Consider the following 15,086-nt stretch of genomic DNA (forward strand, 5'->3'; position numbering starts at 1 on the left):
AATCCGCCGCGCCCGTCCCACGCTAGCGCCGCGCCGCGGCGGGCGCGACGGGGAAAACCGCCTTTCCCGTCGCGCGCGCCACCCGCTTTGCGCGACGGAAAACCTCGCGCCACAACCCGCGCGACCTGTAGAAAGGGACAGTTTGAGCAACTCGGGCAAGACTTGGACCGGCCGTTAGGCTAACTTTCGCCGGTCATCGAGATCATTGCCCGGCGTTGCCGAATCAGAGGGTTGCACGATCATGCAGGACCACGCGGTCTGCGCCACGGACGTGGCCATCATCGGAATGGCGCTGCAGGTGCCCGGCGCGCAGTCGCTGCCGCAGTTCTGGTCGAACCTGTGCGACGGGATCGAATCGATCCGCCGCATCCCGCGCGAAACCCTGCTGGCGCGGGGCGAACCGGCGGCGCGGCTGGCCGATCCGAACTATGTCCCCGCCGCGGCCGAGCTGGAGGAGTTCGACGGCTTCGACGCCGAGTTCTTTGGCCTGAACCCCAAGGAAGCCGCGATCATGGACCCCCAGCACCGCAAGCTGCTGGAAACCTGCTGGCACGCCTTTGACGACGCGGGCATCGACCCCGCCCGCTTTGCCGGTCCCGTGGGCGTCTTCGCGGGCTGCGGGCAGGGCACCTATTACTGGCAGCACGTGCTGTCGAACCGCGACCTTGTGGACGGGGTGGGGCATTTCCTGCTGCGCCACACCGGCAACGACAAGGATTTCCTGGCGACGCGGGTCAGCCACATCCTGAACCTGACCGGGCCCAGCGTGAACGTGCAGACCGCCTGCTCGACCTCGCTGGTGGCGGTGCATCAGGCGTGCAACGCGCTGTTGGGCGGCGAATGCGACCTGGCGCTGGCCGGCGGCGTCACCATCGAGATGCCGCACGGCGTGGGTTATCTGTTCCGCGAGAACGAGGTGCTGTCGCCGGACGGCCACTGCCATGCCTTCGACCACCGGGCGCAGGGCACCGTCTTCGGCAGCGGCGCGGCCGTCGTCGTGCTGCGGCGGCTGTCGGACGCCATCGCCGCAGGCGACGCGATCCACGCCGTCATCAAGGGCACGGCGATCAACAACGACGGGTCGGGCAAGGCGGGCTATCTGGCGCCCAGCGTGGGCGGCCAGTCCCGCGCCATCGCCGAGGCGCTGGCGGTGTCGGGCTGCGACCCGGCCACCGTCGGCTATGTCGAATGCCACGGCACCGGCACCGCCCTTGGCGACCCGATCGAGGTGGCGGCCCTGACCGCCGCCTTCCAGATGGCGGGCGGCGACGGCGAACGCGCCGCGCCCTGCCGGCTGGGGTCGGTCAAGACCAACATCGGCCACCTGGACACCGCTGCGGGCACCGCCGGGCTGATCAAGGCCGCGCTGGTCGTCGAGAACGGCGAGATCCCCCCCACCCTGGGGTTCGAGCGGGAAAACCCCGCCATCGACTTCGCATCCTCGCCCTTCCGCGTGGCGGACCGGCGGATGGATTGGCCGGAACTGGGCGCGCCGCGCCGCGCGGGCGTGAACTCGCTGGGCGTGGGGGGCACCAACGCCCATGTGGTGATCCAGCAGCCGCCGCCCGCGCCCGCCGCCGCCGATGCGGTCTGGCCGTGGCACCCGCTGGTCGTGTCGGGGCGCAGCAAGGCGGCGCTGGACGCCAACGCGGCCGCGCTGGCCGACTGGCTGGATGCCAATCCCGATGCCGACGTCGCCGACGTGGCCCACACGCTGGCCGGGCGGCACGTCTTCGACCGCCGCCGCGTGCTGGTCGCGGGCACCCCCGCCGAGGCTGCGGCCCTGCTGCGCGACCCCGATCCGCGGCAGGTCTTTGACCACCGCCCGCTGGGCGAGCCGCCGCGCGTCGTCTTCATGCTGCCCGGCGGGGGCGCGCAGCACGCCGGCATGGCGCGCGACCTTTACGCCACCGAACCCGTGTTCCGCGACTGGATGGACCGGGGACTTGCGCATCTGCAGACCCTGACCGGGACCGACCCCCGCGCCATCTGGTTGCCGCAACCGGGCCACGAGGAGGCGGCCGAGCGCGCCCTGCGCCAACCCTCGGTCCAGTTGCCGCTGCTGATGATCGTGGAATACGCGCTGGCCCAGACGCTGATCGGCTGGGGCGTGCGCCCCGACGCGCTGATCGGCCATTCGATGGGCGAGAACACCGCCGCCTGCCTAGCGGGCGTGATGCGGTTCCAGGACTGCATCGGGCTGGTCCATTTGCGCGGCACGCTGTTCGACGCGGTGCCGCCCGGCGGCATGGTCAGCGTGCCCCTGCCGCCCGAGGATTTCGCTAGCGACCTCGGCCCCGACCTTGATCTCGCGGCGCTGAACGGCCCCGGCCTCAGCGTGGTCAGCGGGCCGCGCGCGGCGCTGGACGCGTTCGCCGCGCGCATGGCCGCGCGCGAGGTCGAGGTGCAGGACATCCCGATCGCCATCGCCGCCCATTCGCGGATGCTGGACGGCATTCTCGACCGCTTTGGCGCGTATCTGCGGTCGATCCCGCTGTCAGCCCCGCAGATCGACATCATCTCGAACCGGACCGGCAAGCCGCTGACGGCGGCCGAGGCGACCGACCCGGCCTATTGGGTCGCGCATCTGCGCGGCACCGTGCGGTTCGGGGACGGCATCGCGCATCTGGCCGCCCCCGACACGCTGTTCATCGAGGTGGGGCCGGGCCGCGCGACCAGCGCGATGGTCAAGATCAACCCCGCCGTCGCCGCCCATCAGGTCGTGTCGGTGCTGCGCCACGCGCAGCACGACACGCCGGACGACCGTTATCTGCTGGGCGCGCTGGCCCGCATCGACGCCGCGGGCGTCGCGGTGGACTGGGCCGATCTGTGGGGCGGCGCGGCGCGCAAGCGGCTGCGCCTGCCCGGCTACAGCTTCCAGCGCCGCCGCTATTTCATCGAGGCCGAGGCCCCGACGGCCGCGCCCGTGGATGCCGCGCTGGACCGGATCGCGGACATGGCCGACTGGGGCTGGCGTCCCGGCTGGCAGTTGTCGGCCCCGGCGGTCGAGCTGGACGCGACCGGCGCGCCGCTGTTTGCCGCGCCGCAGAACTGGCTGATCCTGTCGGATGCCGCCGGTCTGGGCGACCGGGTGGCCGCCGCGCTGACGGCGGCGGGGCAGCGCGTGGCGTTGGTGCGCCCCGGCGACCGCTTTGCCGAGACTGCGCCCGGGCGCTGGGTGATGCCGCCCGAAAGCGACCGCGACGGGTTCGGCCTGATGTTCGCCGCGGTCGAGGCGGCCGGCCTGCGCCCCGACCACATCCTGCACCTTGGCACGCTGGACAGCAGCGCGCGGGCAGGGCTGTCGGCACTGGACGCGATGCTGGACCGGGGCTTTTACAGCCTGCTGCATCTGGCGCAGGGGATCGAATCGGAACTGCCCGACCATCCGCTGACCCTGACCGTGGTGACCGACGGCGCGCTGCGCGTGGCGGCCGAACCCGCGCCCGCGCCGGAACTGGCGACGGTCGCCGGTCCGCTGGCCGTTCTGCCGCGCGAGCTTGGATCGGTGCGCACCCGCTGGATCGACCTGCGCCGCGACGCCGACTCGCCCGCCCGGCTGGTCGAGGAACTGGCCAGCCCGCCCGAAGGCCCCGCGATGGACACCATCGCCCTGCGCGGCGCGCGGCGCTGGCGGCAGGTGCTGCGCCCGGTGGCGCTGCCGCAGGCCGCGCCCGAACTGCCCGACCGGCCGGTGGTGCTGATCACCGGCGGCTTTGGCGGCATCGGGCAGGCATTGGCGCGCGGGCTGGCCGCACGCGGCGCGCGGCTGGTGCTGACCACGCGCGGCGCGGTTTCGGGCGACAGCCCCGCCGCCCGCCGCATCGCCGCGATGACGGCGGCGCTGGGACCGGACGCGCTGGCCTTCAGCGCCGACCCGACCGACGCGGGCGCCCTGCGCGCGGCCGCGGCCGAGGCGCGGCGGCGGCACGGGCGGCTGGACCTTGTGATCCACGCCGCAGGCACGGTGGACGACGCGCTGATCGCGTCCAAGACCGACGCGGCGGCGGCCGACGTGCTGGCCCCCAAGCTGTATGGCGCGCGCGCGCTGATGGCGGCGCTGGCCGATGCGCCGCCTGCCATGACGGTGCTGTTCAGCTCGTCCTCGACCGCGATCGCGGCGGCGGGGCAGGCCGACTATGTCGCGGCCAACGCCTGGCTGGACGCGCTGGCCGCCGCGCAGCCGCCCGCGCTGGGGCGCACGGTGGCGCTGAACTGGGGGGTCTGGGCTGACACCGGCATGGCCGCCCGCGCGCTGGGGCTGGCGGCCGTCACCGGCGGCGCGACCGATGCCGCGCTGCTGACCGTGGCCGGGCCGTCCGGCGCGATCGCTGAACTGGACGCGGCGCACTGGCTGGTCGACGGCCACCGCACCGCGCAGGGACAGGCGCTGCTGCCCGGCACCGGCATCGCCGAACTGATGCTGGAGGCGCTGGCGGCCGCCGGTCATCGCGCGCCCGTGGCGCTGGCCGATCTGCGGTTCCTGCGCCCGGCGCTGGTCGCGGATGGCGCTGCAACCCGTTTGAGCGTCCGCATCGAACCGGACGGGCTGATCGCCGTCGATGATGGTGCGGGCGACGGCCCGAACGCCACCGCCCGGCTGGCGCAGGCGGCGCGGCCCGCGCCCTCGGCGGTGCCCGACACCGGCCGCTGGGACGCCGCCGACCCCGCCGGGATGGCGTCCGCGCAGGAGGGGCAGATGCGCTTCGGCCCCGAATGGCGCGTCCTGCGCGCCCGCCGCATCGACGCGCAGGGCGGCACGGCGCGGCTGTCGCTGGACCCGCGCTTCGACACCGCCGGCATGGTGCTGCATCCGGGGCTGTTCGACATCGCCACCGGCTGGGCGATGGCGCTGATCCCCGGCTATGACCCGGCGGCGCTGTGGGTGCCCACCGGCTATGACGCGCTGACCGTCCACGCGCCCCTGGGGTCCGAGACGGTCAGCCGCGTCACGCTGGCCCGCGCGTCCGAGGATGAGGCGGCGTTCGACGTGCAGCTGTTCGCGAACGGGCATCTGGCGGTGGATCTGCGCGGCCTGTCGCTGCGCCGCATGGCCCAGGGGCTGCCTGCCGCCGCGCGTCCCCACCGTTCGGCCCCCGAGGAACGGCTGCGCCGCGCCGTCGCGGCGGGCATCACCGCGGCCGAGGGCGTGCAGGCCTTCGACCGCGCCTTGGCCCTTGCCCAGCGTCAGGGGCTGTCGCAGGTCCACGTCTCGCCCTTGGACCTGCCGGCGCTGGTCGCGCAGGCCGGGCAGCGCGACGACCGCGCCGCCGGCCAGACGTTCGAGCGGCCGGACATCGAGGGCGAGTTCATCGCCCCCGCCCCCGGCACGCAGGCCGATCTGGCGGCGATCTGGGCCGAGCTGCTGGGCATCCGCCAGATCGGGGCCACCGACAGCTTTTTCGACCTGGGCGGCCATTCGCTGATCGCGGTCCGGCTGTTCGGCCAGATCCGCAAGCAGCTGGGGGCCGACCTGCCGATCTCGGCCCTGATCGAGGCGCCGACCGTGGCCGAACTGGCCGCGCGCATCGAACAGCAGACCGGCCCCCGCGCCGCTGCCGCGCCGGGCGCCCCGGCCGTCGCCACCGCCGCCGCGCCCGCCCGCCGCTTTGTCGTGCCGATGGGCGGGCTTGCGCCGGAACAGGGGGGCGGCACGCCCCTGTTCATGGTCGCGGGGATGTTCGGCAACGTCATGAACCTGCGCCCGCTGGCGCAGCGGCTGGGCACGGCCCGGCAGTTCTATGGCCTGCAGGCGCGCGGGCTGTTCGGGGGCGAGCCCCCGCACGAGACCTTTGCCGAGGCCGCCCGCGACTATCTGGACGAGATCACGCAGGTCCAGCCTGACGGCCCCTATCTTCTGGCGGGCTTTTCGGGCGGCGGGCTGATCGCGCTGGAAATCGCGCGCGAGCTGGAACGCCGAGGGCAGGGCGTCGCCCATCTGGTCATGCTGGACACGCCGCTGCCGATGCGCGCCAGCCTGACCCGCCGCGACCGGCTGGCGATCCGCTGGGGCGAGATCCGCGAGCAGGGCACCGGTTTTCTGGGCAAGTGGCTGGCGGACAAGCGCGCCTATCGCGCCTCGCTTGCGGCGCGGGCGGCGGACGCGGGGCCGGACCAGACCAGCTTTCACGACCGCACCATCGAGGCCGCGTTCTATGCCGCGCTGCCCCGGATGGAACTGGCGCGCTGGGACGGGCCGGTCACGCTGTTCCGCCCGCCGCTGGACCGGCGCTGGCGGGTCGGCGGCGGGCGCTGGGTGACCGAGGCGCGCGAATACCTGCTGGAGGACAACGGCTGGGGCGACTGGATGGCACGGCTGACCGTGTCCGAGGTGCCGGGCGACCACGACAGCATGGTGCTGGAACCCAACGTCCGCGTTCTGGCGGCCCGGCTGGGGCGCACGCTTGCGGCGGCGGACACGGGCGCGGGCATGTCGCAGGCGGCCGAATGACGGTGCTGCACACGATCATCCTGAACTGGCGCTCGGCCGATATGACGCTGGACGCGGCGGCCGCCGCAGTCACCGCCATGCACGGGATCGACGGCGCGATCACCATCGTCGACAACGATTCCGGCGACGGCAGCCTGGAACGGATGGCCGCCGCCGTCGCGGCGCGCGCCGGCCAGCCGGGCTGGGACCGCATCGCGGTCGTGCCCAGCGGCCGCAACGGCGGGTTCGGCGCGGGCAACAACTTTGCCATCCGCCGCGGCCTGCCGGGCGGCGGGCGGCCCGAACTGACCTATCTGCTGAACTCGGACGCGATGCCGCGGCCCGACGCGATCCGGGCGCTGATCGACCATCTGGATCGCCACCCCGAGGCGGGGATCGCCTGTTCGCGCCTGCAGGGGCCGGACGGCGCGCCCCATTCGACCGCCTTCCGCTTTCCCACCGCCGCCGGAGAGTTCGAGGCGGCGGCGCGCAGCGGCCCCGTCTCGCGTCTGCTGCGGCGGTCCATCGTGGCCATGCCGCAGCCGACCGAAACCCTGCGGGTGGACTGGTCGGCGGGCGCCAGCATGATGATCCGGCAGGACGTGCTGGACCGCATCGGCCTGTTCGACGAGACGTTCTTTCTGTATTTCGAGGAGACCGACCTGTGCCGCCGCGCGGCCCTTGCCGGGTGGCAGACGCATTACGTCGTCGAAAGCCTGGTCGTCCACATCGGGTCGGCCAGCACCGGGATGAAGGAGTGGTCCCGCGTCCCCGATTACTGGTATGATTCCCGCCGCCACTATTTTCTCAAGCATCACGGCCGCCGCGGCGCCGTCACCGCAACGCTGGCCCATCTGGGCGGCGGCGCGCTGTGGCGGCTGCGCTGCGCGTTGACCCGCCGCCCGGTCGATGCGCCACCCGACCACCTGCGCCGGCTTGTCACCCACGCGCTGCGGCCGAACCCGAGGAGCCGTCCTGAATGAAAAACTTTTCCGCTATCGTCGTCGGCAATGAAAGCCTGCTGCGCCACTGCACCCAGCGGCTGATCGAGCGCGGGCACAGCGTCCGCGCCGTCGTGACACGCGACCCCGACCTGACCCGCTGGGCGGCCGAGGCCGGGCTGACGGTCGAGGATCAGGACGCGCCCGGCGACGCCACCGCCGACTGGCTGTTCTCGATCGCCAACCTGTCGATGCTGTCGCCCGCCATGCTGGCGCGGGGCACGAACGGGGCCATCAACTTTCACGACGGCCCCCTGCCCGCGATGGCGGGGCTGAACACCCCGGTCTGGGCGATCATGCAGGGCCACGCCCGCCACGGGATCAGCTGGCACCTGATCGCCGGCGGCGTGGACGAGGGCGATCTGCTGGTCACCCGCGACATCGCGCTGGACCCGCGCGAAACCGCCCTGACGCTGAACGCCAAGGCCTATGCCGCCGCCGCCGAAGGGTTCGAGGATGTGATGGCGATGCTGGAAACCGGCCCGCTGTCGCCGGTGGCGCAGGATCTGTCGCAGCGCGCCTATTACGCCCGCGACCGCCGCCCGGACGCCGCCGGGATGCTGGACTGGCGCGCGCCCGCGGCCAGGCTGGACGCGCTGGTGCGGGGGCTGGACCACGGCCCTTATTGGAACCCGCTGGTCGCACCGTGGATCGCACTGCCCGAAGGCCGCGCCTTTGTCACCGCCGCGCAGCCGGCGGCGGGCACGGGCGCCCCGGGCGAGGTGCTGGCCGTGGACGACGCGGGCCTGACCGTCGCCACCGGCGAGGGCGCGCTGCGCGTGACGCTGGACGGGACCGCGCAGGGCCTGGCCCCCGGCGACCGGCTGCCTGTCGCGGACGACGCCGCGCGCGCGGCGCTGACCGATCTGGCCGCGCGGGCCGCGCGGCACGACGGCTGGTGGCGGGGGCGGCTGGACCGGCTGGTCCCCGCCGCCTGGCACGGGGCCGAGGGTGACGGCGGCGACCCGCTGCCCCTGCCCGACCACCCGCTGACGCTGGCGGCCGCAGTCTGGGCGCTGGCCCGGCTGGACGGGCGCGACCGCATCGACTTGGCCCTGCGTCCCGACGACCTGCCCGATGACCCGGCCGTCGCCGAGTGGCTGCCGCTGGGCGTGGACCTGACCGCGGCGCCGACGCTGGGGGCGCTGGCCGACCAGATCGCCGCCGCGCAGGCGCAGATCGCCGCCCGCGCGTTCCCGATGGGCGACCTCAACCGCCGCGCGCCCGAACTGCGCGATCAGGCGCAGCCCCGGCTGGGCGTGGACCTGACCGGCCGCACCACGGGCGCGGGCATGGACCTGTGGATCACGCGCGGCCCGGCGGGCTGGGCGCTGCACCCCGGCCGCGTGCCCGCGCAGACGGCGGCGCTGGCCGCGCGCGCCATCGCCGCCCTGCTGGACCGGGGCGCGGATGCGGCGCTGGCGGGCCGCCCGCTGATGGACGACGCGACCGCGCGCGCGCTGAGCGCCACCGGCAACGACACCGCCCGCGCGGTGCCCGACGCCACCATCCACGACCTGATCGCCGCCACGCTTTCGCGCGATCCCGACCGCACCGCGCTGGTGTTCCAGGACCGCAGCCTGACCCGCGCCGAACTGGACCGCGCCAGCGGGGCACTGGCCGTGCGGCTGCAGGCGCTTGGCGTCGGCCCCGACCAGCCGGTGGGGCTGTTCGCCCACCGCGGGCCGGAACTGGTCATCGCCGCGCTGGCGATCCTGCGCGCGGGCGGGGCCTATCTGCCGCTGGACCCCGACTATCCCGCCGACCGGCTGGCGCATTACCTGGCCGACAGCGGCGCGGGGCTGGTGCTGGTCCAGCAGGGGCTGGCGGCGTCGCTGCCCGCGTCCGACGCGATCCTGATGCCGATCCCCACGGCAATCCCCGACGGCGCTCCCGTGCCAACGGCGACCGCGCGGCCCGACAACCTCGCCTATCTGATCTATACCTCTGGCTCGACCGGGCGCCCCAAGGGGGTGATGGTCGAACACCGCAACGTGGTGAACTTTTTCGCCGGGATCGACGACACGATCCCGGCAGGCGACGACGACTGCCTGCTGGCGGTCACGTCGCTGTCCTTCGACATCTCGGTGCTGGAAATCTTCTGGAGCCTTGCGCGCGGGCTGAAGCTGGTGATCGCGGCCGAGGATTCGCGCCTTGCCGTATCGGGCGGCACCCACGGCGGGCAGATGGATTTCAGCCTGTTCTATTGGGGCAACGACGACGGGCCGGGGCCGCAGAAATACCGCCTGCTGCTGGACGGGGCGCGCTTTGCCGACGAGAATGGCTTTGCCGCCGTCTGGACGCCGGAACGGCATTTCCACGCCTTTGGCGGCCCCTACCCGAACCCCGCCGTCAGCGGCGCGGCGGTGGCGGCGGTCACGCGCAACGTCGCGGTCCGGGCGGGCAGCTGCGTGCTGCCGCTGCACCATCCCGCTCGCGTGGCCGAGGATTGGGCGGTCATCGACAACCTGACCGCAGGCCGCGCCGGGCTGGCCGTGGCGTCGGGCTGGCAGCCCGAGGATTTCGTGCTGCGCCCCGAGAACACGCCCCCCGGCAACAAGGCCGCGCTGATCCAGGGCATCGACCAGCTGCGCCGCCTGTGGCGGGGCGAGCGGGTGGATTTCCCGTCCGCCAAGGGCACGCAGGGCGTCGTGACCCAGCCCCGCCCGGTGCAGGCGGAACTGCCGCTGTGGCTGACCATCGCCGGCAACCCCGACAGCTGGATCGAGGCCGGGCGGCTGGGCACCAACGTCCTGACCCATTTGCTGGGGCAAAGCATCGACATCGTCGCCGCGCGCATCCGCGATTACCACGGCGCACTGCGCGAGGCGGGGCACGATCCGCGCGACTTTACCGTCACGCTGATGCTGCACAGCTATCTGGCCGAGGACCGCGAAACGGCGCGCGAGATCGCGCGCGAGCCGATGAAATCCTATCTGCGCAGCGCCGCCGGGCTGGTCAAACAGTTCGCCTGGGATTTCCCCGTCTTCCGCCGCCCGGCGGGCATGACCAACCCGATGGCCATCGACCTGGGCAGCCTGACCGAGGAGGAGATGGACGGCATACTCGAGTTCGCCTTCCTGCGCTATTTCGAGGATTCGGGCCTGTTCGGCACCGTCGAGGAGGGCGCCGCCCGCGTCGAGCAGCTGCGCGCCATCGGCGTGACCGAGGTGGCCTGCCTGATCGACTACGGCATCGCGCCCGACGTGGTGATCGACGGGCTGCCCCGGCTGGCCGCGCTGCGCCAGGCGGTGGGTGTCGCCGCAGGCCCTGCCGACGACGATTTCAGCATCGCCGCGCAGATCGCGCGCCACGGCGTCACCCATCTGCAATGCACGCCCAGCATGGCGCGCATCCTGCTGGACGACCCGGTCGCGGCGCGGGCGCTGGGGCGGCTGGACTGCCTGATGATCGGGGGCGAGGCGCTGCCGCCGTCGCTGGTCGCCGGGCTGCGCGCGGTCTCGCCCGCCGCGATCTGGAACATGTACGGCCCGACCGAGACGACGATCTGGTCGGCGGTGGCCGAGGTGACGGGCACCCCGGTGCTGGCGCCCGGCTTCGCCAACACCCAGCTTTACGTTCTGGACGCCGAGGGCGCGCCGGTCCCGCCGGGGGCCGAGGGCGAGCTGTGGATCGGCGGCCACGGCGTCACCCGCGGATACTGGCGCAGGCCGGAACTGACCGACGCGGCGTTCCGGCCCGACCCGTTCGTGGCCCCGGATGCCGCGGCGCCGGGCGGTGCGCGGATGTATCGCACCGGCGATCTGGTGCGGCGGCGCGGCGACGGGCTGCTGGATTACGTCGGGCGCGCCGACCATCAGGTCAAGCTGCGCGGTTTCCGCATCGAACTGGGCGAGATCGAATCGCGGCTGGCCGCGATCCCCGGCGTGACCGACGCGGTGGCGGTGGTGCGCGAGGACGCGCCCGGCGACCGCCGGCTGGTCGCCTATGTCTGCGGCGCGGACGCCCCGGACGAGGGCACGATGCGTGCGGCGCTGGCCGCCGACCTGCCCGCGCACATGCTGCCGGGCCGGATCGTGGCGCTGCCGCGGATGCCGCTGACGCCCAACCGCAAGACCGACCGCAAGGCCCTGCCCGCGCCCGAGGCGTTGGCGGCGCGGGCCGCGCCTGCGGCGGTGGCTGCGCCCGTCAGCGCGCCTGCGGCGCCGGTGGCTGCAGTGGCTGCCCCGCCCGGTAAACCCGGCGCGGTGGCCGAAGGCGTGCGCCGCATCTGGACCGAGACGCTGGGCGTCGCGCAGGCGCGGGCCTCGGACAACTTTTTCGCCTCGGGCGGCCATTCGCTGCTGGCGATCCAGTTGCACCGTACCCTGCGCGACGGGCTGGGCCTGTCGCGGCTGGCGGTGACGGACATCTTCCGCTTTCCGGTGCTGGGCGACTTCATCCGCCACGCGGAATCGCTGGTCCCGCGCCCGGCCCCCGCGCCCGCGCCCGCGCCGGCACCAGCGGCTGATGCGGTTGCGACGACCCCGGCTTCGACCGCGCCGGCAGCGGCCGAACCCGCCCCCGCCGTTCCGCAGGCTGACGCGGGCGACGACCCGATGGCCCGGCGGCGCGCCCTGCGCGAACAGTTCAGGCGCGGGCTTTAGGCCAGCCGCCGGTGCCCGGTGGCGACGCCGCCAGCCCGGCGCTGGCGGCGGCCGTGCAGGCGGCGCTTGCCGCGCTGCTGCCGCCCGGCTGGGCGGCGGAGGTCTGCCGTCTGGCCGATCCGCACGGCCTGCACCCGGCCGAGGCCGCGGCCGTCGCGCAGGCCGTCCCGCAGCGGCGGCGAGAGTTCGCGGCCGGCCGCGCGGCCCTGCGGCGGGCGCTTGCGGCCAGCGGCCGGCCGGTCCCCGGCCCCATCCTGCCCGGTCCCGACCGGCGCCCGGTCCTGCCCCCTGACGTCGCCGTTAGCCTGGCCCATGACCGAGGCCTTGCCATCGCCGTCGCAGGCCCGGTGGGCGCGCACTGGCCGGGCGTGGATGTCGAGCCGCTGGACGCCGCCGCGCCGGATCTGGCGGCCGCCGTGGCCCCCTTCGATGGCTGTGACGGCCTGACGGCCTTTGTCGCCAAAGAGGCCGCGTTCAAGGCGCAGTTCCCCGAAACCGGCGCGCTGCTGGAGTTCTCGGACGTCGCGCTGGCCGCGGCGGGTCAGCGTTTCGCGGCGCGGATGCCCGCCGGGGTGGCGCGGGGGCAACTGCTGCGCGCGGGGGGCCGGATCATCGCGCTGGCGTGGTTTCCGCGATCAGCGCCATAAGCCGCCGCGCCGATTCGTCCACGTCGTGGCGCGCCGTCACCCGGGCGCGCCCCGCCCGCCCCATCGCCGCCCGCGCCTGCGGTCCGGCATCCGCGACCGCGATCATGGCGCGGGCCAGCGGTCCGGCATCGCCCGGCGCGACCAGCCAGCCGGTCTGACCCGGCAACACCAGTTCCGGGATGCCCGCCACCCAGGTCGCCAGCACCGGGCGGGCAAGGGCCATCGCCTCCATGATGACGACGGGCAGGCCCTCGGCAAAGCTGGGCACGACCAGCGCATCGGCCTGCGCGATCTGCGCGCGCACCTCGGCCGGGGACAGCCAGCCGGTCAGCCGCAGCGCATCGCCCAGACCCGCCTGCCGCGCCTGAGCCTCGATCGCCTCGCGCAGCGGGCCATCGCCCACCAGCGTCAGCGACAAGTCGGGGTGGACCCTGCGCGCCGCGACGAGTGCAGGCACCAGCAGGCCGAAGCCCTTCTGCTCGGCCAGGCGGCCCACCGCCACCAGCCGGGGCGGACCGGCGGGCGGCGGCGCGGGTTCGGCGAACTCATCCAGCGCCAGCCCGCAATGGACGACGTGCAGCCGGTCCCAGTGCGCCGGATCGACCCAGCGCATCAGCTGCGACCGGCCAAAGCGGCTGACGGCGACGGTGAACGCGGCCGCCGCCGCCTTGCCGGCGAGATCCAGCGATTCGGGGCGGTCGAACTCTTCGGGGCCATGCACGGTCATGCTGAAGGGCGGCCCGCCAAAAGACCTGCAGAACGCCGCCACACGGGCCGGGTTGGTGCCGAAATGGGCGTGCAGATGGGTGATGCCCCGGGCGCGGCACTCATCCGCCAAAAGCCGCCCCTGCGCCGCATAGGCCATCATCCGGGCAAGCGGCGCCTCGGCCGCCTGCGCGCGTGCGCGGGCCAGCGGCAGCGCGCGCCCGCTGCGCAGGGCCGCGCGGGACAGCGCGGCGCGGCCGGCGTTCAGATAGACGGTGCGGGCCTGTTCCGCGGCGATGATCGCATCGGCCGGCGCCTCGTCCGGGGGGCGGGCAGCGAATCGCGTGACCGTGGCCCCTGCCCGTTCCAGCGCCTGGATCTCGCGCCAGATAAAGCTGTGCGAGCCGCGCGGATAAGTGTTGACGACGTAGCCTATTCGTTGCATCAAAAACCTTGTGAACACGTAGAAGTTGAAAAACAGCCGGTTTCCGCCCACCTTCATACTTCGTTAGGCAACTTTTGGTCAGATGCTTTCGTTGAACGAACGTCCTTCTTGTGAGCAAGCGCAACTGGGACTTTGCTTAAGGTGAACGACTTGCCCCACAACCCGAACCAGCGGAGGCTTGGATGATCGGCACCCTGATCTTGTCGGCCTTTGGGGCCGTGGTCGCCAGCGTTGCGACAATCCTTTGGACCGGATCGGTCCTGGGCGGAATCCTTGCTTATATGGTGGTTGGCGCTGTGGTCATGGTGGCGGTTTCGCTGGCCCATGCGGCCTGCGTCACCCGCCATGATCAGTCCGGTCGCGTCAGCCGCGCGGCCCGGTAACGGCGGCGGTCAATAGCCGGTGCAGCGCAGCACGACGCCCACGGTGCGGAACATGATGCGGATGTCGGTCATGAACGACAGCTGCGCGGCGTATTGCGCATCGAACGTGGCGCGCTGTGCAAAGGCCGAATCATTGCGGTCGCTGACCTGCCACATGCCCGTGACGCCCGGCCGCAGCCGGTAATAGTCGGTGCCCGGATACAGTTTCGCCTGCGACAGCAGCATCGGGCGCGGTCCGACCAGGCTCATGTCGCCGATCAGCACGTTGAACAGCTGCGGCAGCTCGTCCAGCGAGCTTTTGCGCAGCAGCGCACCCACCCGGGTGATGCGGGGATCGCTTTTCAGCTTTTGGTCGCGGTTCCACTCGGCCCTCGCGGCGGGGTTGCGGTCCAGGTGCCGTTCCAGCGCGGCGTCGGCGTCGGGAACCATCGTGCGCATCTTGAACAGGCGGAACGACCTGCCGTTCCGGCCGGCGCGCAGCTGGGTATAGAACGGCTTGCCCCCGCCCAGCAGGATCGCAAGCGACAGGATCGCAATCAGCGGCAGGACAAACGGCAGGGCCGCGACAACGGCCGAGACATCCAGCACTCGCTTGGCGCGGCGCGCATAGAACCCGTCCGCCGGGGACTGGTCCGCCGCGGCTGCCACAGCCTCCAGTTCTGCCCCGTCCATGGTCCCGATTCGCTTCATCATTGTCCCTCCAGCGGTTGAGTGACACTCATCCGGCAGCCCTTAGAAATAAAGGGAAAATTTGATTGATTGGTCTGTCCTGCGGGCAATTTTTTCTATGATAGCTGGATTAACAGATTGATTATATTGCATATTTTTCAGACAGCCTGCCATTTTGGTCAGGGCCGCCGCTGACGGA

7 protein-coding genes are annotated in these 15,086 nt (G+C 73.0%); 5 read left to right on the plus strand and 2 right to left on the minus strand.

All coding sequences use genetic code 11. From position 1 onward, the window contains the following. The first annotated feature begins 241 nt into the window (after nucleotides 1–241). Genes EPA64_RS10360 through EPA64_RS10375 form a run of 4 tightly spaced genes read left to right on the plus strand, consistent with a single transcriptional unit; the run spans nucleotide 242 to nucleotide 12,685 of the window. Entirely contained in the window at nucleotides 242–6,451 is a 6,210-nt protein-coding gene (locus EPA64_RS10360) for a type I polyketide synthase (protein WP_134726282.1), read from the plus strand. Then, on the plus strand, nucleotides 6,448–7,413 hold the full coding sequence (locus tag EPA64_RS10365; protein WP_134726283.1) for a glycosyltransferase family 2 protein: 966 nt from the start codon (nucleotides 6,448–6,450) through the stop codon (nucleotides 7,411–7,413). Before EPA64_RS10360 ends, EPA64_RS10365 begins: the two co-directional genes overlap by 4 nt. Next, on the plus strand, nucleotides 7,410–12,038 hold the full coding sequence (locus tag EPA64_RS10370; protein ID WP_134726284.1) for a MupA/Atu3671 family FMN-dependent luciferase-like monooxygenase: 4,629 nt from the start codon (nucleotides 7,410–7,412) through the stop codon (nucleotides 12,036–12,038). Before EPA64_RS10365 ends, EPA64_RS10370 begins: the two co-directional genes overlap by 4 nt. Before the next feature lie 11 nt (nucleotides 12,039–12,049). Further along, nucleotides 12,050–12,685, plus strand: coding sequence for a 4-phosphopantetheinyl transferase (locus EPA64_RS10375; RefSeq protein WP_134726285.1), 636 nt, complete (start codon nucleotides 12,050–12,052; stop codon nucleotides 12,683–12,685). Here the strand turns inward: EPA64_RS10375 and EPA64_RS10380 are convergent. After that, nucleotides 12,648–13,835 (minus strand): glycosyltransferase family 4 protein, encoded by a 1,188-nt coding sequence (locus EPA64_RS10380; RefSeq protein ID WP_134726286.1) that lies wholly within the window; start codon nucleotides 13,833–13,835, stop codon nucleotides 12,648–12,650. The genes EPA64_RS10375 and EPA64_RS10380 overlap by 38 nt on opposite strands. Nucleotides 13,836–14,017: 182 nt before the next feature. Here EPA64_RS10380 and EPA64_RS10385 point away from each other — a divergent pair, with 182 nt between their 5' ends. Then, nucleotides 14,018–14,218: a hypothetical protein gene (locus EPA64_RS10385; protein ID WP_134726287.1), complete on the plus strand. Its 201-nt coding sequence runs from the start codon at nucleotides 14,018–14,020 to the stop codon at nucleotides 14,216–14,218. A 9-nt stretch (nucleotides 14,219–14,227) separates the two neighbouring features. Here EPA64_RS10385 and EPA64_RS10390 read toward each other — a convergent pair whose 3' ends face one another. Beyond that, nucleotides 14,228–14,908, minus strand: coding sequence for a sugar transferase (locus EPA64_RS10390; protein ID WP_134726288.1), 681 nt, complete (start codon nucleotides 14,906–14,908; stop codon nucleotides 14,228–14,230). Nucleotides 14,909–15,086 lie beyond the last annotated feature (178 nt).

The sequence above is a fragment of the Paracoccus luteus genome (assembly GCF_004522155.1).
Lineage (GTDB): Bacteria > Pseudomonadota > Alphaproteobacteria > Rhodobacterales > Rhodobacteraceae > Paracoccus > Paracoccus luteus.

Coding starts and splice junctions, on each gene's coding strand:
- EPA64_RS10360 (WP_134726282.1), top strand. CDS start 242: ATGCAGGACCACGCGGTCTGCGCCACGGACGTGGCCATCATCGGAATG.
- EPA64_RS10365 (WP_134726283.1), top strand. CDS start 6,448: ATGACGGTGCTGCACACGATCATCCTGAACTGGCGCTCGGCCGATATG.
- EPA64_RS10370 (WP_134726284.1), top strand. CDS start 7,410: ATGAAAAACTTTTCCGCTATCGTCGTCGGCAATGAAAGCCTGCTGCGC.
- EPA64_RS10380 (WP_134726286.1), bottom strand. CDS start 13,835: ATGCAACGAATAGGCTACGTCGTCAACACTTATCCGCGCGGCTCGCAC.
- EPA64_RS10385 (WP_134726287.1), top strand. CDS start 14,018: ATGATCGGCACCCTGATCTTGTCGGCCTTTGGGGCCGTGGTCGCCAGC.
- EPA64_RS10390 (WP_134726288.1), bottom strand. CDS start 14,908: ATGAAGCGAATCGGGACCATGGACGGGGCAGAACTGGAGGCTGTGGCA.